Annotated in this window: 21 protein-coding genes and 2 pseudogenes; 2 read left to right on the forward strand and 21 right to left on the reverse strand. The window is 52.6% G+C overall.

The features are described 5' to 3' along the window. Positions 1 to 176: 176 nt before the first annotated feature. Positions 177 to 1208: a sensor histidine kinase gene (locus tag DW769_RS14830; protein ID WP_117861118.1), complete on the reverse strand. Its 1032-nt coding sequence runs from the start codon at positions 1206 to 1208 to the stop codon at positions 177 to 179. Continuing rightward, a complete protein-coding gene (locus DW769_RS14835) occupies positions 1205 to 1897 on the reverse strand; it encodes a response regulator transcription factor (RefSeq protein WP_117861117.1) in 693 nt (230 codons plus the stop codon). Before DW769_RS14835 ends, DW769_RS14830 begins: the two co-directional genes overlap by 4 nt. 228 nt (positions 1898 to 2125) lie before the next feature. Here DW769_RS14835 and DW769_RS14840 point away from each other — a divergent pair, with 228 nt between their 5' ends. Further along, a complete protein-coding gene (locus DW769_RS14840) occupies positions 2126 to 2485 on the forward strand; it encodes a helix-turn-helix transcriptional regulator (protein WP_036626676.1) in 360 nt (119 codons plus the stop codon). Between the two features lie 169 nt (positions 2486 to 2654). On the opposite strand, the gene DW769_RS14845 is transcribed toward DW769_RS14840, so the two are convergent. Both DW769_RS14845 and DW769_RS14850 read right to left on the reverse strand, forming a co-directional pair. After that, positions 2655 to 4070, reverse strand: coding sequence for a relaxase/mobilization nuclease domain-containing protein (locus DW769_RS14845; RefSeq protein ID WP_008401432.1), 1416 nt, complete (start codon positions 4068 to 4070; stop codon positions 2655 to 2657). 79 nt (positions 4071 to 4149) lie between these two features. Continuing rightward, entirely contained in the window at positions 4150 to 4440 is a 291-nt protein-coding gene (locus tag DW769_RS14850; protein ID WP_005927606.1) for a CD1845 family protein, read from the reverse strand. A gap of 188 nt (positions 4441 to 4628) precedes the next feature. On the opposite strand from DW769_RS14850, the gene DW769_RS14855 reads away from it, so the two are divergent. After that, positions 4629 to 5456 carry a hypothetical protein gene (locus tag DW769_RS14855; RefSeq protein WP_015553877.1) on the forward strand — a complete coding sequence of 276 codons (828 nt, stop codon included), beginning with the start codon at positions 4629 to 4631 and terminating at the stop codon, positions 5454 to 5456. 47 nt (positions 5457 to 5503) lie between these two features. Here the strand turns inward: DW769_RS14855 and DW769_RS14860 are convergent, their stop codons facing one another. From DW769_RS14860 to DW769_RS14950, 17 genes and pseudogenes are all read right to left on the reverse strand, one after another. Beyond that, positions 5504 to 5845 carry a plasmid mobilization protein gene (locus DW769_RS14860; protein WP_015564333.1) on the reverse strand — a complete coding sequence of 114 codons (342 nt, stop codon included), beginning with the start codon at positions 5843 to 5845 and terminating at the stop codon, positions 5504 to 5506. After that, entirely contained in the window at positions 5845 to 6027 is a 183-nt protein-coding gene (locus DW769_RS14865) for a DUF4316 domain-containing protein (RefSeq protein ID WP_003500078.1), read from the reverse strand. The genes DW769_RS14860 and DW769_RS14865 overlap by 1 nt, the downstream gene beginning before the upstream one ends. 12 nt (positions 6028 to 6039) lie before the next feature. Then, on the reverse strand, positions 6040 to 6630 hold the full coding sequence (locus DW769_RS14870; RefSeq protein ID WP_243104826.1) for a hypothetical protein: 591 nt from the start codon (positions 6628 to 6630) through the stop codon (positions 6040 to 6042). 132 nt (positions 6631 to 6762) lie between these two features. Further along, positions 6763 to 7164 (reverse strand): cysteine-rich VLP domain-containing protein, encoded by a 402-nt coding sequence (locus DW769_RS14875; protein ID WP_117440917.1) that lies wholly within the window; start codon positions 7162 to 7164, stop codon positions 6763 to 6765. Continuing rightward, positions 7165 to 7356, reverse strand: coding sequence for a hypothetical protein (locus DW769_RS14880; RefSeq protein ID WP_318272949.1), 192 nt, complete (start codon positions 7354 to 7356; stop codon positions 7165 to 7167). A gap of 2 nt (positions 7357 to 7358) precedes the next feature. Continuing rightward, positions 7359 to 8006 (reverse strand): DUF4366 domain-containing protein, encoded by a 648-nt coding sequence (locus DW769_RS14885; RefSeq protein WP_117861114.1) that lies wholly within the window; start codon positions 8004 to 8006, stop codon positions 7359 to 7361. Next, positions 7993 to 8259 (reverse strand): DUF4315 family protein, encoded by a 267-nt coding sequence (locus tag DW769_RS14890; RefSeq protein WP_117861113.1) that lies wholly within the window; start codon positions 8257 to 8259, stop codon positions 7993 to 7995. Before DW769_RS14890 ends, DW769_RS14885 begins: the two co-directional genes overlap by 14 nt. Before the next feature lie 22 nt (positions 8260 to 8281). Beyond that, the gene (locus DW769_RS14895) at positions 8282 to 9949 is read right to left on the reverse strand and encodes a C40 family peptidase (RefSeq protein ID WP_117861112.1); all 1668 of its coding nucleotides are present in this window, start codon (positions 9947 to 9949) and stop codon (positions 8282 to 8284) included. Positions 9950 to 10228: 279 nt separating this feature from the next. Beyond that, a pseudogene (locus tag DW769_RS14905) lies at positions 10229 to 10507 on the reverse strand (VirB4-like conjugal transfer ATPase, CD1110 family); the annotation flags it as partial. A gap of 117 nt (positions 10508 to 10624) precedes the next feature. Next, positions 10625 to 12415: a reverse transcriptase domain-containing protein gene (locus DW769_RS14910; protein ID WP_009296951.1), complete on the reverse strand. Its 1791-nt coding sequence runs from the start codon at positions 12413 to 12415 to the stop codon at positions 10625 to 10627. Positions 12416 to 12943: 528 nt separating this feature from the next. Then, entirely contained in the window at positions 12944 to 15028 is a 2085-nt protein-coding gene (locus DW769_RS14920; protein ID WP_347707266.1) for a VirB4-like conjugal transfer ATPase, CD1110 family, read from the reverse strand. A 19-nt stretch (positions 15029 to 15047) separates the two neighbouring features. Continuing rightward, the gene (locus DW769_RS14925) at positions 15048 to 15434 is read right to left on the reverse strand and encodes a PrgI family protein (protein ID WP_117861110.1); all 387 of its coding nucleotides are present in this window, start codon (positions 15432 to 15434) and stop codon (positions 15048 to 15050) included. Positions 15435 to 15478: 44 nt separating this feature from the next. Beyond that, positions 15479 to 16132 carry a DUF7007 domain-containing protein gene (locus DW769_RS14930; RefSeq protein ID WP_117861109.1) on the reverse strand — a complete coding sequence of 218 codons (654 nt, stop codon included), beginning with the start codon at positions 16130 to 16132 and terminating at the stop codon, positions 15479 to 15481. A gap of 9 nt (positions 16133 to 16141) precedes the next feature. Continuing rightward, positions 16142 to 16564, reverse strand: coding sequence for a SpoVG family protein (locus tag DW769_RS14935; protein WP_243105467.1), 423 nt, complete (start codon positions 16562 to 16564; stop codon positions 16142 to 16144). A gap of 43 nt (positions 16565 to 16607) precedes the next feature. Beyond that, complete coding sequence (locus DW769_RS14940) at positions 16608 to 17474, reverse strand: VirB6/TrbL-like conjugal transfer protein, CD1112 family (protein ID WP_117861107.1); 867 nt, start codon at positions 17472 to 17474, stop codon at positions 16608 to 16610. Positions 17475 to 17515: 41 nt separating this feature from the next. After that, positions 17516 to 17599 (reverse strand): annotated as a pseudogene (locus DW769_RS14945) (Maff2 family mobile element protein); the annotation flags it as partial. A gap of 90 nt (positions 17600 to 17689) precedes the next feature. Then, the gene (locus DW769_RS14950) at positions 17690 to 19360 is read right to left on the reverse strand and encodes a recombinase family protein (protein WP_002569219.1); all 1671 of its coding nucleotides are present in this window, start codon (positions 19358 to 19360) and stop codon (positions 17690 to 17692) included. Positions 19361 to 19417 lie beyond the last annotated feature (57 nt).

The following is a 19417-nucleotide window of genomic DNA, read 5'->3' on the forward strand; positions in this document are numbered from 1 at the left end:
AACTCCTTTCAAGGCTTCCTACCTGTTGATAAGTGTATTGTAAAACCCAAATGTCCGCGAAATGTTACAGCGGCTAAAAAAATTCATTGAAAATTGAGGTGAAATGTTACAACGCTCGGATATTTCATTTTATCTCTGCACTTCGGGCCAACTTGACCCGAAGCAGAAAGTTTCTCTCAACGCAAGGGAAGCATAATGGAAAATTCCGAACCCTTGCCCGGCTCCGAAACCACTTTGATATAGCCGCCCTGCCGCGTTACGATCTCGCGGGCCAGATACAGGCCAATGCCTACACCCTGCTGTTCGTGTACTTCTTCTTCACGATAGAAGCGCTGGAAGATAGCGGCCTGATTGCTTTCGGAAATGCCCTTGCCAGTGTCGGTCACTTTGATTTCCACATACATTTCCCACAGCACCACAGACACAGCGATTTTCCCGCCTGCCGGGGTGTACTTCACCGCATTGTCCAGCAGGTTAAAGAGGGCTTCCGATGTCCACTTGCTGTCATGGGAAACGGTCAAATCCTCCGGGCAGTCCACAGACACGGCGATTTCCGTTTTCTCCGCTGCATACACGATCCCACTCATGGCCTGTGCCACGGTATCAAAGAGGCGGCCCGGTTTCTTGTCCAACTGGATCACGCCTGTTTCCAGACGGGAGGTTTTCACAAGGGCCTGAAAGAGAAAGTCCAGCTTATCCGTCTGGCTGCGGATTCCCCGGATAAAGTCGGTGCGCTCTGCCTCGGCCATAGGCTTTTCCAGCAGGGTGTCCGTCGCCATTTTCAGATTGCTTACCGGCGTTTTCACCTGATGGGAAATATCCGATACAAGGGTCTGTAACTCCTGCCGTTCCTCGTCCACCCGGCGGCGGTTCTCCTGCATGATCTGGTAAAGCCTTGCCAGCCGGTGTCCGATTCTGGCAAGCTGGGTTTCGCTGTCCTCTGGCCGCTGGGGCGCTTCATTTCCGGCAATCATGTGGTCTAAGGTCTGGCACAGGTCAGCGGTAAACTGTGATAACCGTTTTCCAAACGCCTGCGTCAGTACAAAAATCCCTACAAGGGCGCACAACAGCAGCGCCCCGCCCGTCAGCAGCACCGCCGTCTGTTTTGTCACAAGAAAAAGGGCTATGGTGATCCCGGACATGGAGAGGGCAAACCCTATTGCCACCCGGCCAAACAGCCGCTTTACCGAGAGGTTTTGAAACTTCATTTTGCCTCGCCTCCCGTCCATTGATAGCCCATGCCGTAAACGGTCTTGATGTAGGGCGCGCCGCCGTCGGATTCAATCTTGCTGCGAATCCGGCTGATAGAAGTTGTCAGGGTGTGTTCGTCTACAAACCTTTCGTCTATATCCCACAGCTTTTCCAAAAGCTGCCCACGGGTCAGCACTTGCCGGGGATTTTTGCGGAACAGGTTCAGCATTTTGTACTCCATCGGGGATAGGGTCAGGGGCTTGCCATTTAAGGAAGCCGTCTGTTCCGAGAAGTCCAGAAACAGCCGCCCGTCGTCGTAAATGTCCTTGGCCGGTTTGTGGTGTTCCAGCATGGCGAACATGGCTTTGATTTTCCGCTGCAAGGTCCCGATCACAAAGGGCTTTGTGATGTAGTCCACCGCGCCCACCTCATAGCCCCGTATCTGGTCGCTCTCCTGATCGTTGGCGGTCAGGAAAATCACGATGGTATCCGGGTGCTGGGGCTTTATCAGCTTGCACAGTTCAAAACCGTTCCCGTCCGGCAGGTTGATGTCCAGCAGCACTAAATTAAATTCCCGCTGGCGGATGGCTTCGGCTGCGGTTCTGGCATTTAGGGCAGAAGTCACGCCGTAGCCGTCTGCGGTCAGGTTATAGGCCAACATCTTATTCAAAAAACTGTCGTCCTCGACAATTAAAATCTGCTTCATATCCTCACTTCCTTTGCTTTTTGCAGATAGTATAACAGGCAAATGTCCGTGAAATGTTACAGCGGACGAATTTTTGAAAAAATTATTTCTTCATAAATTATATAGCCTGTTGGCTTTTACATCAAGATTTTACAAGTGAATAGTGAAATGAAATACTACCTTACATAAAGTTTCATTACATTCTCATAATCCAACCAGAAATGTACAATGATATAGGGTGATATGAGAATGAACCAAGATGAAAGAAGGTTTGACTTTCACGGCCTCGGGGCAGCTCTCAAAAGAGCCAGAGAAGAAAAGGGCTGGACACAAGCCTACGTTGCGGAATTAGTAGACCGTGACTCCCGTACCATTATGAATATTGAGAACAAAGGTCAGTATCCCAGCTTCGACCTTTTTGTTAAACTCATTACCATGTTTGACGTTTCAGTTGACCAGTTTATTCATGCGGACGGAGGGGCAAGGTCAAGTTCTTGCAGAAAGCACATTGATGTGCTCCTAAATTCTATGAATGAAAAAGAGCTTGTTGTAATAGAAGCCACAGCCGAGGGCATTAAGAAAGCCAGAGAAACGGAGGTTCCAGAATAAGGGCCTCTGTTTTTTTGCGCCATTTTAGGGGCTGTCGCTAAGTGGCAAGCAATGCCTCTGTGGCCACAAGTGGCACAAAGGCGGCTTGTTGGGGCTCGCCCCAAACCCGTATCTTCGGGCCAACATGGCCCGAAGTGTCAGCGTCGCTTTGCTCCTTATTTTCATAACCTTAACGCTCCTTTTCCTGCTTTCTTCCCGGCTCGGTGTAGCCCATCAGAGTGTCAATGTTCGCCTTGATCGTGACGATCTCCTGCATATCCCGTCGTGCCTTCTGGTATTCTCCATAGAGCTGTTTTTTCTTTGCTGTGAGCTTGCGGCCTTCCTCCTTCAGCACATCCATTTTAGGGAGCTTCGCCCCGCCCAGCAGAGAGCGCATTTCCGCTTGTGCAGCCCGGTACAGTTCAAGGTCGGCCTCATGCTCCGCAAGGAATTTCCGGCTGTACTTCGTCGCCTTATACTGCTCAAAGACTGGGCGGGTTTTGGCATACTGAACCGTTGCGGCCTTTAGCCCGGCATTGGTTTTCATGGCCTGCTCCGTCTGCTTGACCTGTTCGGAAATAACATGGAAACGGTCTGCCGCCTCGGTGGCTTTCTTCGCCAACTGCTCATAATCGGTCAGGTTATTGTCCTGTATATAGGCAAGAGCGGCGGCCATCTGCTTAATGTTAAATACCTTCGCCCAGCGTTCATATCCCGGCCCCTTACCGGCAGCCAGCTTTGCTTGAATATCCACCGCCAGACTGATTTTCCGCTCCGAGCGCCCGGGGCGTTTTTCTTTGCCCTCAATGGCGGACAGAACATCTTGCAAGTCGTAGCCGTCCCCCAGCGTGGAGGCACGCAGACGGGTGAAGCGTTCCTGTCCCTGCCCGGTCAGCCGGAAGCTGATACCGCCGCCCCGAACCGTCTTGACCTCATACCCGGCCCGCTTCATCAAATTGAGAAATTCGTCCAAATCAGCGGGGCGTTCCGCCAACGCAGTATCAATGGCAAGGCGCAGCCTGTCCTGATAGGAAAGCGGCCCTTTCCGGTCTTTCTGCCACTCTCCATAGTTCCGATACTTGCCCTTGCTCCGGGGCTTCGGGTTCTCCACGATGGATAGCCCGTTTTCAAGGCACAGCCTGTCAGAGAGCCGCCGAAGGGCGAAGCTGGAGCCCCAAAAATTTCGGAATTTCCGGGTGCAGTCAAGGGTGGTGGAGTTGTAATAAATGTGACAATGGATGTGCTGCTTATCGGTGTGCGTGGTAACGATAAAAGCGTGCCGCCCCTTTGTCCAGCGCATAGCCAGCTCATAGCCGATACGGTTCGCCTCCTTCGGGGTGATCTCGCCCGGATAGAAGGATTGTCGTATCTGATAGCACAGCACATTATTTTCTTTCTTCTGTTCCCGGCCCGTCATAGCGGCATAGCTGGCCTTTGCCAAAAGGAACTCGTCCGCCACGGTGGCCGGATCACATTCATAAGCGGAGATATACTTTCCGCTTTCTGTTTTCTCCGGGTCCTTGCCATAGTCCAGACAATCCCGGATAGCCTCAGCAATCGTTTCGCCTTCGCCCGCATGGCGCTGTAACAAAGTTGTGGTAGCCAAAAATCATTCCTCCTTTCCATGAGAAAGGGGCGGCCCATTCAGACCGCCCCGACTTCGGGCCAGTATGGCCCGAGGCTGCTTAACTTGCCAGAAACCGGTACAGAGCGGATTTGCCTCCGTCCAGCGCCCAAAGAAGGGAGCCCGCCGCCGCTTGCAGTCCATACGGCGAAAGAAGGAAGGCAAGAAACAGAAATACAATCCCGCCTATGGGCGTCGGCGTGAAAAAGAGAGCGACACCCAGCACCGTCAGGATCACAGAGGCAATCGTCAGCAGGACGGCACAAATATCAAATAGGAACACCAGCAGAGCCGCCAGAAGGGACAACGCTAAAGCAAAGGGAGCAACCAATATTTTCAGCAGTATCTTCATCTTCAAAACCTCCTTTATCTATCCTTCCTACCTCTATTTTATCATGCCTGCCCGGGGACATAAATGTTGCGAAAGATTAGTAAATCCTGTCCTAAAACTTCGGGTCATGCTGGCCCGAAGCTTGATGGTTTTATCTAAAAAGTTATGATATAATGAAATCAATATTTTGGTTAGACGAGGTGATGAACATGGGGAACAGCAGAGACGACTTTACTTCAGCAACAAAGGAATTACTGGCAAATCGGGTTGGTAGAAGATGTAGTAATCCTGCTTGCCGAAAGTTGACTTGTGGGGCAAATACCAATCCTGAAAAAATTACAAATATAGGGGTAGCAGCTCATATCTGTGCAGCGGCTCAAGGCGGTCCACGCTATGACGCTTCTATGACACCCGAAGAAAGAAAGTCGTTTGAAAATGGAATTTGGTTATGCCAGTCTTGTTCTAAATTGATTGATACGGATATTACTCGTTATCCTAAAGAACTGCTACAAAGTTGGAAGCAGCTTGCAGAACAGACAGCAATTTTGGAAGTCGAAACTACTTCTTCCACACCTGCCTTTGAAAAAGATAAAGAGCTTGTCCAATTTTATTTGGAGTGCTTTGATCGTCCAGCCTTTCAAGATGACATTTATCAAGAAGGTCGAATGGAGGATTTTGATAAAGCGATTGAAGATACGCTAATTGCCTTGAATACAGGGGTACTAAGAACTCGTGATGGCTCCATATTAAAACAGGCTGATGGAAAATCTTCTGTCCAAAACTCTTTATGGAGAGAAAAACTCTATACTATCACTGATATGCTAACAGCAATTCGCAGACGATTGAAAATAGCCAAAAAGGAAAAAGCCTATTCGACATATGGCACAGGCGAAGATGTCGCTTATTGTTTCTATGATCGTGAGCTTGCTGAATGGCTTAATTCTACACGAGAAGAAATACTAAAAATTCTATCGTCTATTTGTAAAGAGGCTGGACTTCGGGAATTACATTTTCGGAAACATAGATATAGATGGTAAAAAGAACAAGGCGGCAGGTCCCAACATCGGAACCTGCCGCCCTCGTCTTACTTTGCCACCAGCTCGGAGAGCTCCCGCAGCACCTTTGACACCTCGCCCCACAGCTTTTCATAGTCCCGCTTCAATCCGTCGATTTCCTCCGGGTACACGCCATAGGTATGTGCGTGTATGGCAACCTGATTGAGATTGTTAGAACAGCGCCGTTGCAGAGAGATCAGCTCTTTTACGGGCGCAAGGTCGATGTGCAGGATATACCCATTCAGAGCCATTTTCCGTACATAAGCCCCGGCGTTAGAAATGCCCACCTCAGCCATCCGTTCATGGATGGCTGCCAGCTCGTCCGGCGTTACCATGACGTGCAGATGGACATTCCGCTTGCGGTTCTCCATCAGCGTTCCAGCTCCCGGCCTTTCCGGCGCTCTTTGGGTTCCTTTACCTTATCAAGCGGTTTTGCGTCCAGCTCCGGGGGCGTGGGTGGGATGGGCGTGTTGTTGGGTACGCCGTCGATCATGTTGCAGTTCTGCTCCGTGGAGAGCTCGGCGGTTTTCAGATAGTTGTCTTTTTCGTGCATGGCGTTCCTCCTTTATCGTTCCTCATGGTTTTTATGGCTCCGCTTCTGGCCGGGCTCCTTCGGGGGTTTCTGCCCTCTGGTTCCTTCTTTAAGCCGGGCGGTAATGGATGGGCGCACCCGGTCAGGATTGCCCGGTGCTGGTTTCAGTTCATAATCCTCCATCTGCTTTTCGGTCAGCGGTTTTGCATAGGTCAGTTCGCCCCATGCCATCAGCCTGCCGTCTGCCACAGGACGCCGCCTGTCGTCATCGTAGTTGACGATGGAAAGAGGCTGGTTATCCGGCGGCTTCGGGTAAGTTCCTATGTCCACGGGCCGCTGGGTGGAATAATAGCGGTAAACGCCCTCCGGTCCCAGCTCGGTATGCTTGACCGCCGCATGGTAAAACTGCTGATAGTCGTCCACCCGGCGGTCAAAGTCCCGCTGCGCCCACGCCTGACTGGTTCCATAGCGGCCCCAGTAGTAATCCCGATGGCCGTTTTCCCCCTCGGTAAACTGCCAGGTCACAAAGGGGCTCGGCGCTCCCGGATTATGCCCCAGCGCAAAGCCGTGTCCGGTTTCAAAGGTGGCAGCTTTCAAAATCACATATCCTTGTACTGTCTCCAAGAGATCCCTCCTTTCTGTGCCTCGGGTCAACATGACCCGAAGTGCTGGATGTTACGAAATAAGAGGGCAGACCGGGGAGAAATGTAATAAGATATTCCCACCCCGGAAACACCCCCAAAAAAGCCCGGAATGTCAAGCCTTTGGAGGCGGCAAATCGTAACAGCCGCCCGGCCTTTTCTCCCGCATTTTCCTCATGCGTTCCCGGCTTTTCCGACGGTTTCCTTCGGCCTTGCAGACGTCGGAGCAGTAGGCTTGACGCCCCTCGGGCAAAAACGCCTTTCCGCAGACCGCACAGGCCCGCAGTTCCGGGGAGATGCCTTCCGTTGTCAGCGCCGCTTGAAGCTCCGGGTCAAGGGGCAGGACAGCCTCACGGAAGTAACGGCAGTACGCCCCTGTCCAGCACTTGTGCAGCATATAACAGGCACAGTCCAGAGGAAGGCACAGGCCGCTTTCCCTGTCATAGTTGGCACACATCCCCGTGACCAGAGAACGGATTTTCTTCTTCTCGTCACGGGTCAGCTCCCGGGCGTCCATTTAAGACTTCGGGCCACGATGGCCCGAAGGGCGGGGCTCCACGATCAGCGCCCGGAACTTCTTCCGGCACTGTTTTTTCTTTCCTTTGCACTCCTTGTAGTAACGGCATCCCTTACAAGGGTTGTCATTGTCCCAGCCGGGGTGCGGTACTTCCTTCATCATTCGTTCAAAAGGGCTGCTTGTAAAATTCATTCTCATTCCTCCGTATCTTCCTCCCACGGCGGGGTATCTTCGTTCTCGGGTTCCTCTGCAATCTCCTCCAGCTCCCCGTCCTCATATTCGCAGTAATCATCTTCCAAATCCGGGGCCTCATGCTTCGGCTTGTAAATCTTGAAATAGTAACCAATTCCACCGCCGGCCAGCACCACCGCGCCGATCAGGAGCAGAGAGAGAAGGGGGCTGTCCTTTTTCTCCGGCTCGGGTTCCGGTACTTCCTCCACCGGTTCGGTGGGCTTTGGCTCTGGCTCCGGGGTCACTTCTTTGGGCGGTTCCTTACCCTGTTCGGCAAGAGGCAGAAGGTCGTCTGTGGTAACGGTATTGAGGAAATAGACGTTCTCGCTGGTTTTCTGTTTGTCGATCACCAGATAAAACACGCTCTCGTCTGCGGTGGTGATGGTGTAGAACTCCTTTCCATCCTCGTCGGTGGCGTTGTCCACCACGGTTCCCGTCCCGTCCGGGGTAAAGGGGTTCTGGGTTTCCGGCTCCGCTTCGGTTTCCACCGGGGCGGGCGTTGTCTCCGGCTGCGGCTCGCTGCTCTGGGCGTAGGCCGGGACCGTAAAGCTCAGGCAACACAAAAGGCTGGCAGCCATCGCCGCCAGCCTGCGGTATTTAATTTTCTTCATGGGCTGTGTCCTCCTTTTCGAGTGCCTCCGGCTTCGGGTCAGTATGGCCCGAAGCGGTAAGGCTGTTTTTGGGGTCATTCAGAAAAGCCATAAGCTGGGCGGGGGTCAGTTTGAGCGAGCGCACCGCCTGCACGATCTGGCTGTTTTCTTCCTCCTGTTTCTGCTTTTCCAGCTCCCGGATTTTTGCCTGCCATTCGGCAGCCTTCTCCCGGGCTTTTTCCAATTCCTTATCGAGCTTGTCGATCTTGTTCATGCAAGGACTCCTTTCCTCTGGCTCACAAACGCCCGAAGGCATAGAAATGTGTCTGCCAGTAGCTTGAATTGATGTTTGCGTATTGGATGGGCGAACCACAATGGAGCATCATCCCGTCGCCCACATAAATCCCCACATGGGACACAGGGCCGGGGCTGTCATAGGTTCCCGTGAAAAAGATAATGTCGCCGGGCTTTGCCTCGGAGGGGGAAATGATAGCACACTGGTTATAAATGCCCTGCGCCGTGGTACGGGGCAGGTTGTGGACGCCGCTGGCCGTGTACACCCAGCAGACAAAGCCCGAACAGTCAAAGGAGGTGGACGGGCTGGAGCCGCCCCACACATAGGGCCAGCCGATGTACTTTGTGGCTTCTTCCATGAGCGCCGCAAAAGCCGGGTCATCCAGCGCCTCGCCGGGTATCTCATAGCTGGGGCCGGTATCTTCGCCGCCGTTGTAAATCCCTTCCCACAGATAGGGTTTGTTGCCTTTGAGCTGCTGCATAACGGTGTAGATTTCCCGCTGCTGTTCGTTAAGCCTCGGCAGGATCACGGCGGGCAGCGTCTTGTTTGTGAGGGTCACATTTAAGATGTAATACTCATAGGGGACTTCCTCGGTGGTGGTTTCCCCGGTCTCCGGGTCGGTGCTGGTTTCGGTGCGGTAGCGTATCTCGACTTCCTCCGTCAAGGTCAGCTCATACTGTGCCTCGAAGATCTCCCGCAGTTCGTCCTGCACCTGTTCCCGGAAATACACATGGTACTTTGCCGAGAGATAGGATGCCAGCTCATAGGGGTTATGGCCGATCTCGTCCACGGAATAGCGGTACTCGTCATAGCCGGGATGGGTGCTTTCGATGTTCGTTACCGTCTGCGCCAGCTCGTTTTCCAGTGCCGTGTAGTCCTCGTCCACGCCCAGCAGGTCCGTATCCTCCGAGGCGTAGGAGGTGCCGGATAACGCATTGGCAAGGCCGCTGCCAAGCGTGGGAAAGATAGAGCTTACCGCCGACACAAGAAAACAGAGCAGCAACAGCAGGAGCAGGACCAGCACCGCCACGGGATGACGGGTCACAAACTGTGCCGCCCGACGGGTCGCAGTTCTCGAAGCGGCAGCGGTTTTCTTTGCGGCCTTTGCGCCCTGTTTTGCAGCCGCCTTTGCTTCTTTGGAATACCGGCGTTTCAGTTTCCATTTCTGCTGCACACGGGAAAGCGGATTGCTGGCAAGTTCCGGGTGCTCGGAGGCCATCTTTTGGAAATCCACATTGGCCCGGGCTTTTATGTCCTTCCGTTCCCACTTTGCCACCTTCCGGGCTGGGTGTTCCCGCCAGCGGCGTTTGGCATAGCGGGTCAGTTTCCGGGCTCCGGCCTCTGCGGCCAGCTCGGATTTATGGGCTCCTTCCACACCCACATTTTCATGCTCAACCTCGTGTATCTTGTTGTGGACATAGAACCACGCTTCTGTGCGGGCTCCCCGGACTGCCTTTTTTGCAAGCCCCGGCGGCTTCTTCGCTGCCCGTTTTGCCTCGGTCTTGTCCAGTTTCTCCCGGGCCTTTCCCAGCTTTCCCCCGGCGTGTTCCGCTTTTGCCTGTGCTTTCTGGTACTTGTCCTTTTTGCTCCCGGCCTTCTCGGCGGAGCCCTCCGGCTCCTGTGCCTTGCCGGTATCCTGCGGCCCGCCCGCTTCATCCTCCTGCCTCATGCGGTCAGAGGGACGGCTTTTCCGGCTGTCCTCTTGAAACTTGCCGCTTTTGGACTTCGGGCCATTGTGGCCCGAAGGGATGTCCTGTCCGGTATCCTCGTCCTCAAACCGCAGACGTCGGGATGGTGCGGGGGAAGGTCTTTCCCGTTCAGCCGGTCCGGGGCGATTGCCCCCGGTATCCTCCGTCGGCCCCGGCCTTTGAAAATTCCGTTTGTCCGGTTTCTTTCCGATGATGTATCCCTCCTTTCCAAACCTCGGGCCATCATGGCCCGAAGTGTGTTATGCCCGGTTCATTTCCTGTTTTTTGTCCTCCGGGCGGGTGGTCATAATGGCGTACAGCTCGGTGTTCTGCGGGAAGCGGTCAACAAACGGGATGGTGGTGTTCCCGAAGAACAGCAGCCCTTCGCCGGAATTGGCATGGGTCACATAGGAAAGCTGGTGGGGGCTGATCCCAAGCTGTTTGGCTAAAATCTGCCGGTCCCCCTGTGCCTGCGAGAGCAGCACAAGGAAGTCCGAGTTTTCAAAGATGTTCTCAATCTCCGGGCTTGCCAGAAAATCGTAGGGTAGGGTAAAGGCGCCTTGCCGCCGCTGGCGGCAGGTTTCCTACACCCTCCCTCGGAACCGGACTTACTCCTCTCGAAGTATCCGGCTCCCCATTAGTAATTGACGTATTGATTAGTGTCTGTGTATTCTTTCATGGCACTTGCTGCAAACAACAAGCGTTTTTCTCCGCTTCTTTTTCATCACGGTTTCCCAATCAGAATTACCCAACTCGTTTAAGTTCCGTATGACGTGAACTTCATACAAATCGGCTTCTTTACACCCACATAATTCACAAACTCTGGCATTGAGCCGTTGTCTGATAGTGGTTTTCCAGCTAAATTTCTTTCTCTGATAAATAATGTCACTCGCTTCGCCACGCTTGCAGTCTGCGATTTTAACAGGGCGAACACGTTTAGTCCCTGCTTTAGTTTCATAAGGGACAGACCATGTTTTCCCGTCTTTATACTGGCGAATGATTTTGCGGATACTGGTTTTATGCTTATTGGCAATCGTCTTTAAGCAACTGTACTCCATGAGATAGCAGAAGTAGTCCAGCGTGTGATAATCACAAGCCAGATTGTAATAGTTGCATAATCCTTTTGCTTCGGCATTGTACTGTTCCACAATCTCGTAATCCGCAAGGTTGAGAAGTCCGGCTCTGTGTATCGGCTGAAACTCCCCGTTTTCCTGCTGGCGAATGACTTTCTTTGCAAACATGAATTTTTCAATCTTTTCCGTATGGGGAATAGACAAGGCGACTTTCATGTGCAGGGTACGGGATTTTCTCCACGTTCCGTTTTTCATTCTGTGACCTTTGACTTCCTGATTTCTGCGGACACAAATATCATAGCCAATGAAGCGGACTTTTTCGGAGCTGTGCGTTATCAGCGTCTTTTCCTCGCTTAGAGTTAATTTCAGCTCTGTGCTTAGAAATTCAGCGATTTCGGCTTTCAATTCCTCACATTCCGTTTTTGTGCCGCACACGCCTGCCAGCCAATCGTCCGCATAACGGACAAAAGTAAACTTCTTGTTGTCGGCAGGTTTGCAGGGCAGATTTCTCATAGCTTTCTTCTGCGCCCTATGTTGGTCAATCAGTTCTTGTCTTGCCGCTTCATCAGCGGTATGGTCAATCCAATAGGACAGTCTTTTTAATTCTTTGCTTGCCGCATGATATTCCGGTGTCTGATATGCAGACCTCGGTTTATCAAAGCGTTCTGCGATTTCCCGAAACTTCTTGTCCAGCTCATTCAGATAGATATTTGCAAGTATTGGAGAGCAGATACCACCCTGCGGAGAACCGCTGTAAGTGGCGTTGTACTTCCAATTCTCGATATACCCAGCTTTCAAAAACTGGCGAATGATGTTCAGAAAACGACTGTCTTTGATTTTCCTGCTCAAAATTTCAATCAGTTTTTCGTGATTGATGTTATCAAAACAACCTTGAATATCGCCCTCGATAAACCAAACCACGCCCGTGAAGTCAGAAGAAATCTGACGGAGTGCGGTATGACAGCTTTTGCCCGGTCTGAAACCGTGGGAATGACTGTCAAAGACAGGTTCATAGATAGCTTCCAAAATCATTCTGACAACTTCTTGCAGGAGTTTGTCACGGAAAGACGGGATACCCAGAGGGCGGAGTTTTCCATTTTTCTTTGGAATATACTCACGCCTTACAGGATTAGCCTTGTAGGTTCCATCCTTTAATGACTGGATTAACTCTTTTACATAGAAGTCACTGAAACCGTCTGCGGTATCGTCGTCGATACCCTGTGTTGTTGCGCCTTTGTTTGCATAAAGTTTCTGGTAGGCGGCGTAGTAAATATCTTCACGAAGCAAATATCTGTAAAGCCTTGTGAACACGCCGTCTTTGTGTTCGCTGGAACACTTTTCAATACGCTCTAAAATTTCAGATGTTGGTTTCATTGAGGTTTCTCCTCCCTTTCATTCCTACATTTTAGATGTTACTAACTGGCTCCCTTCGCCATGTAAGCGGCTTTCCCGCATCCGAATTTACGGCATTCCCTGTCAATTCAGGGTTCTCAAACTACTATGGAGCCTCCGTTACCATATCCGGCAAATGAGCCGAACTTAGGCAATCCCCAGTTAGCACTGTGCATAGGTTAATGAAGATTGTCGGATATGCTTTCGGTTCTTTGTGACGTGTTCTCACGCCTGTTTCATAACGTGTTGGCAGTTGTCCCGCCGTGAAAGATGACGTGACAGCGTTATGACATGGGTTTCAGGACTTTTCCCACACCTGCAAAAAACAGGAACTGGAACCTTGCATTCGATAAACCCAATCTTATCCTCATATCTTCTTAACATTAGGAAACAGTCGCACCTAAGTCCTTTGGTGACTATTCCTTTTTCTGCCATGCGCTGTTCCCGTAAAGGATTTCTCCTTAGTCGGTAAGGCAGATTGTTTCGCACACTGCCGTGTGCGGCAGTACCTTAAACTGCTTTGCACAGCGCCCTATCTGGGCGCACCTTTACGTTCTGCGTTAAAGCACTTGGAACGCACCCTTTTTTTCGCAGCATTTTCCAGATCGCCACACAATAGCTTGCCGTCAGACGGTCACGGAGCAGCACATGAAATTCGTCGAAGTAGCACCATGTAGCGATACCGCGCAGGAAATTCATGGACACCTGCGAGTTTACCAAGTCCTGCATAATGAGCATGGCAATCGTCCGAAGCCCGGCCCCCAGCTTTTTTAAGTCAAGGCATACCAGACGGCGGTTCAGGTCCACATTGGTTTCATGGTTGAACACGTTAAGGGAACCCGACACATAGATTTCAAGGGCAGTTGCCAGCCGTACCGCCTCGCCCTCCGGCTGGGAACAGAGCAGGTCATACAGGGTTTGGAGGGTCGGCATTTTGCTTGTTTCCGGGTCCTGCAAATGTTCCCGGTACATCTGGCGTACACAGCGGTCAATGACGGTCCGCTCCACCGGCTGCAAGCCATCCTTGCCGCCAACGATCAGCTCCATCAGCGACAGGATAAAGTCGGCTTTCAGCGCCATCGGGTTTTCCTCGTCAAAGCTCAGGTCAATGTCCATCGGGTTGATGTGGTGGGGGCTGTCCGGGGCGATCTCGATGACCTGTCCGCCCAGCCGCTTGATAAGGGGCGAGTATTCGCCCATCGGGTCCACCACAATGATCCGGTCACGGGTGGCAAGGAACACGTTCACAAGCTCCCGCTTTGCGGCAAAGGATTTGCCGGAGCCCGGCACGCCGAGGAACAGGCCGTTGGGGTTTTTGAGCTTTTTCCGGTTTGCCATGATGACGTTATGGGAAAGTGCGTTGAGCCCGTAATAGACGGCTTCGCCATCCATGCGGAGCTCCTGCGTCATAAAAGGAACGAAAATGGCCGTGGAGCTGGTCGTCATGCCGCGCTTGATCTCAATGCCGTTATGGCCCAGCGGAAGGCTGGAAAGAAAACCATCCTCCTGCTGGAAGTCCAGCCGCTTCAAGGTGCAGTTGTATTTCTGGACGATACCCGACACCGTGAACAGGTCATTGTCCAGCTCCCGGCGGGTCGGGGCCATGTTTACCACAAGGAAGGTCAGAAGGAACATTCGCTCATTCCGGCTCTGTAAATCTTCCAAGAGGGTCTTTGCGTCGTTGCTGTACGTTACAAGGTCGGGCGGAAGTATGTCCATGTCGTACCCTGACCGGGCTGCCTTCTTTTGTTCCTCCACCTTCATCTTGTCAATGTCGGAGACTTTGGCCTTGATGGATTTTACGGCGGCGGCCTGATCGACGGTTTGGATATGGAGAGTGATGGTCATTTCCGCGTCCATTTCCAAAAGCTCCGCCAGCAGCTTGTCCGAGAGCTCCGAGGCCAAAATCTGCAAGTAGGAGGCGGCGCCCCAAGTCGTCCCCACCCGGAACAGACGGCTGAAACGGAAGTCGAAGCTGTCCGGGGCGATAAAGTCTTTGGTGGAAAGCCCGGTTTTGGGGATCATATCCCATGAAAACCGGAAGGGGGAGCCGCTGCCGGGGTGGAGCTGCCCGTGAAGGAGCTCCAGCCGTTCCAGCCCCGAAAGGGAGCGGCACTTGACGCCCAGCTTTTTGAAGTTCCCGCAAATGTCCGCCTCTACACGTTCCAGCCTTGCCCTGGCGGTGGGAAGGTCGTCCACGTTCACGCCGAAGGTCAGGAGCTTTGTGCGGACAATGCCGTTGTTGCTTTTGGCGATCTGGTTTTCCAGCATTTCCACATACTCACACCGGACGCTGTTGTAATCGTCATCCTGCATGGGGATGTTCACGCTGTACCGGCTGCCCGGGCGGCTCCGGTGGTTGAGGAAGGAAAGCTGGAACGGAAGGCTGCTGTCAAAGTAGTTGAGGCAGGCGCTCCACCCGTCAAAGATGGCCGCCTGATCTTCGGACTGTGCGAGCTGGTAGTTGATGTCCTCGTATTCAATGGTTTTGGTGTAATAGCGGTCCGCTACCCGGCACACCCCGTCCCGGTACATTTCCCGGTAAGGGAGGGTCTGCTGGGCGGTGGTGGGAATGTTCTTTCCTTTCGTGAACAGGCCGAGAAGACCCTGCTTTTCAGGCTTTCTGCCTGCGGGCTTTCCAGCCCTTCTGCTGTTTCGCAATCGGCTGCGCCTCCTTTCTGGCGCTAAGCAGCGCATAGAAGTTTTCGGTTTTGTAAGGCCGCACACGGGGATAGAGGAACCGGGTGCGGATGATGTTTTTCAGCACTTTTTCCAGCGGCAGACCGTCTCGTTCATACATAGCCAGAAAGAAGAACGGGAGCATGAGGCCGATCATCAGGAACATGGCGGCACTGTTCCCGATACTGCCACGGGAAAACAGGTAAGCCGGGAGGCCCACCGCCGCCGCGCTGGAAAAACAAACAAGCTGGCGCCTCGTTAGGTTGAAGGCCAGCTTTGTCTTGATTTTGGAAAGGTCTTTTGGTACTGGCACATAGGCCATTTTGGTACACCTCCTTTACTGCTTCGGGCCAGCATGGCCCGAGGTTATCTTGCGGCCTCTTTGGCCGGGGCTGTGCTGCGGGCAGCTTCGGCGGCCTCTCGTCCGCTCTGCCTTGCCCGCCAGTATTCGGGGTGATACTGCCGGATGGACTGATTGAGTTTTTCTTCAAACTGTCCTTTGTCCTTAATGCGGTCAGGGATTTTCCACAGCTTTTTGTCCAGCAGCTCCCGGAGCACTACGCTTTCCTGTGCGTCCTCCTCATAGCAAATATAGCCCTTGTCCTTGAAGCCGCATTTTTTGGCCGCTGGGGAGAGGACGGCGGCTACCTCGTTTGCCACCATCGTTCCGCCGTGGTTGGCGGTAGATACCAGAAACACCCCTGGACAGAGGGTTTCACAGCTCTGCACCTCGCCCCACGGGGAACTTTTCGGCGCATGGAACATTCCGCCCGTCCGGTTCCGGTCCGCCTGCATGAGCGCCACATTTTCCAATATGGCGCGAAGTTCCGGGGAAAAATAGGCATATTCCCGCAGGACCCGGGCGGCGTCCCCACCACAGGCGTTCATCAACAGGGTATAGGCATCGCTGTCCGCTTTGGTACAGCGCCCCAGCAGTTTTCCGTCGTAATAGCAGGCCGCGTCATAGCCCGCCCGTTTGCGTGGCATGGTTTCCGCCTCCTTTCTGCTTCGGGCCAGCATGGCCCGAGGTCAACGCTCTGCGCTGCGGCTGGGCTTTTCCTTCGGAGACCGTTCTGCCTTTGCCTGTTCGGCAGCCGCTTTTCCGGCTTTGAGCTGGTCGCTGATGGACGCACGCCCCACAGAGCCGCGCTCCGCCATCTGTTCCAGCTTTGCCTCATAGGCTTGCAGAACAGCGGTGTTGAGCTGTTCCCGGAACTCCTTTGTGACAGGGTAGGCCATATCCCGGTAGCCGCCTTTGCCGTCTGGCTGGCTGGGCATCCCAAGAAAGAGCCCCTTGCTGCCCTGTACGATTTTCAGATTTTCCACCACAAAGCAGTCATTGAATTTCACGCTGGCAAAGCCCATGAGGTTTTTCACAGGTTCGATGACCCGCACGCTTACATCCAGCTTTATAGGGGCGGCTGGTGTTCCGCCCGCAGTTTTTTCCTGCATGGATTTCTCCTTTCCGCTTCGGGTCAGCATGGCCCGAAGTCTCTTAATGGCAGCCGAAGATGGATTTTGCAAGACTGCCTGTTTTGAATAAGGTAAAACACAGCAGCACCGTATATCCCACACAGCCCCAGATCGCCCCGATGGGGTCGCCGTCGGTGGCGATACTCTGGATCAGCACCGCATAGATGGCGACACAGACTAAGATCAACAGACCTTGAAAGCCCACCGCAAAGAGGGAGCGGAAATAGTTCTGCCCCATGTGTCCGGTTTCCCTGTTGGGGACTGTGGCAAACGGGATAGGTGCTAAACTTGTGAGTAAATAAATTTCAATCATACGGCCATATACGATGACGAAAATCACGATGTTTAAGGCAATCATGGTAAGCTGGATCAGGAAGGACTGGAGCCAGAGTCCGAACAGAGGGCCTAACTCCATCGCCTCAAGCTCTGTCCGCAGACTGTCCAGCACATCCGGCGTGATTTCTGTCCCGTTCTGGATAATGCCCGCTGACTGCTGGATTACATGCTGGCTCACATCAAAGACCGCCAGCACGATATTGAAGGTATTCGTCAGGATCATCACAGCCACAAAGGTTTTGAACACCCACTTAAAAAACATCCATGTGTCAACTTCATGGAGGTTGTTGCGTTCTATGAGCATCTGTATCAGTTCATAGGTCATAACAAAAGTGAGGATGACCCCGGCGATTGGCAGAATGGCAGTTTCGGAGATCTGTCGTATCATGGAAAAGACCCCGGCGTTCCAGTCCGCCGGGGTCGTGCCTACCTGTGTGGCGATTTCGCCAACGCTCTGATTGACGTTATCGAAAAGGCCGTCCAGATTCCCCATGATACCATCGACGAGCAGACCTTTCAGCCAATCAACGATTGCGTCGATGATAAAGTCCATATATCAGCTCCTTTTCTGGAAAAAGGGACAACGGGTGACATTTAGCTGAACAGCCCGGACAGCAGAGGGATAAGCTGAAGGCCGATCAGAACGACACCGCCGCCCGCCATGAGCTGTTTTATACCCAATTAGGTGTAAAACTCTGCTCGATGGCGGGCGGCGGTGTACAAAAAATCTATATGGTGTTTTTAAGAGAACCGTCCCGGCGGGACAGGTCAGGCAGTGACCTGTTCCACCTCCGGGATGGGTTTGAGATTAAAATGAATTTCGATAGAAATGTGTCTTGTTTTATCTTCGTCAATGCGCTCATGCACGACGATTTCTTTGATTAAGCGGTTGAGGGTGGCTGCGTCCAGCTCTGTGATGTTGGCGTATTCCTGAATGGCTTCCACCCATTGTTTTGCGTCATTGGCAAGCTGGACTTCATCGGACAGCCGCTTTCTGCCCTCGGACACTTTTGTTTTAAGCTCCGTCTGCTCGGTCTGTGTCTTTTCCAGCATGGTGTTGAAATTCTGCTCACTGATACGCCCTGCAATCATATCCTCATACAGCCGCATGACCATTTTGTCCAGAACCTCAATCCGTTCCTCGTCCCTTGTAAGGGAGCGTTCCATTGCTTCCCGCTGTTCCCGCTGCTCTGCTTCACAGGTATTGGTCAGGCGGTCGGCAACCGCTTCCCCGTCCATCAGGGCAGCCCTGGCACATTCCCGGATTTTCCGCAGCACATGGCTGTAAAGGGTGTCATAGTCAATCCGGTGCTGGGTGCAGTGGTTCTTTCCAAAGGCATTGTAGGTCTTGCAGGAATAAATCTGCTGGGGATGTTTTGCGTTTGTGTAGCGTATCGTCAGCGACTTCCCACACTCGCCGCATTTTATCAGTCCGGCAAACAGGCTGATTTCATTGGTCTGCCCCGGACGCTGGCGGGATTTCAGCTTGTTCTGCACAATGTCAAAGCTCATGCGGTCAATCAGCGGTTCATGCTGCCCCTCCACCACAATCCAGTCCTCCGGCTTCTTTTCCCCAATCGTGCCGATTTTGAAACGGTAGTCCTTTTTCTGGGAAGCAATCGCCCCGGTGTAGACGGGATTCATCAAAAGGTCTTTGATAACGGAGAAGTCCCACATATACCGCCCGTTTTCCGGGTCTTTCTTTTCCCATTTGGTGCGGGTATTGCGAAGCCCCCGTTCCCGGTTCCACCATGTGGGGCAGGGGATTTTTTCTTCCTCCAGCCGTCTGCGGATATAGTTCGGACCATGACCGTTTAGGGCATATCCGAAAATCAGCCGCACAATCGGGGCGGTTTCCTCGTCAATGAGCAGATGGTTTTTGTCCTCCGGGTCTTTTCGATACCCAAACGGGGCAAGACACCCGGTAAACTGTCCTTTCTGCGCTTTCAGAAGATAAGAGGAATGGACTTTCTTGGAAATATCCTTGCTGTACATCTCGTTCAGGATATTCTTGAACGGGGCAATATCGTTGTTATCACGCAGGGTGTCGATACCGTCATTCATGGCGATATAGCGGACACCGTTTCTTGGGAAAAAGTCCTCAATCAAATGCCCGGTTTGCAGATAGTTACGCCCCAGTCGGCTGAGGTCTTTCGTGATGACAAGGTTGATTTGCCTGCGCTCAATGGCTCTCAACATTCTCTGTAAATCAGGACGCTCCATGTTAAGACCTGTGAAGCCATCGTCCTGATAGACTGCCACAACCTCCCATCCCTGCTTTTCGCAGTATTTTTCCAGCATATCACGCTGGTTTGCGATACTGGCACTTTCGCCTTGCAGGTCATCGTCCTTTGACAGCCTGCAATAGACCGCTGCACGATACCCTCCGGCAAGTGCCGAACCGATTGTTCTGTATTCCATTTCGTTCATCATAGCCATTTACCCACACAATCCAGACGGTATCTGGCTCTTTTGAACCTCATCTTCATTATAGCT

This window comes from Blautia sp. AM29-29 (assembly GCF_003480555.1).
Lineage (GTDB): Bacteria > Bacillota > Clostridia > Lachnospirales > Lachnospiraceae > Fusicatenibacter > Fusicatenibacter saccharivorans.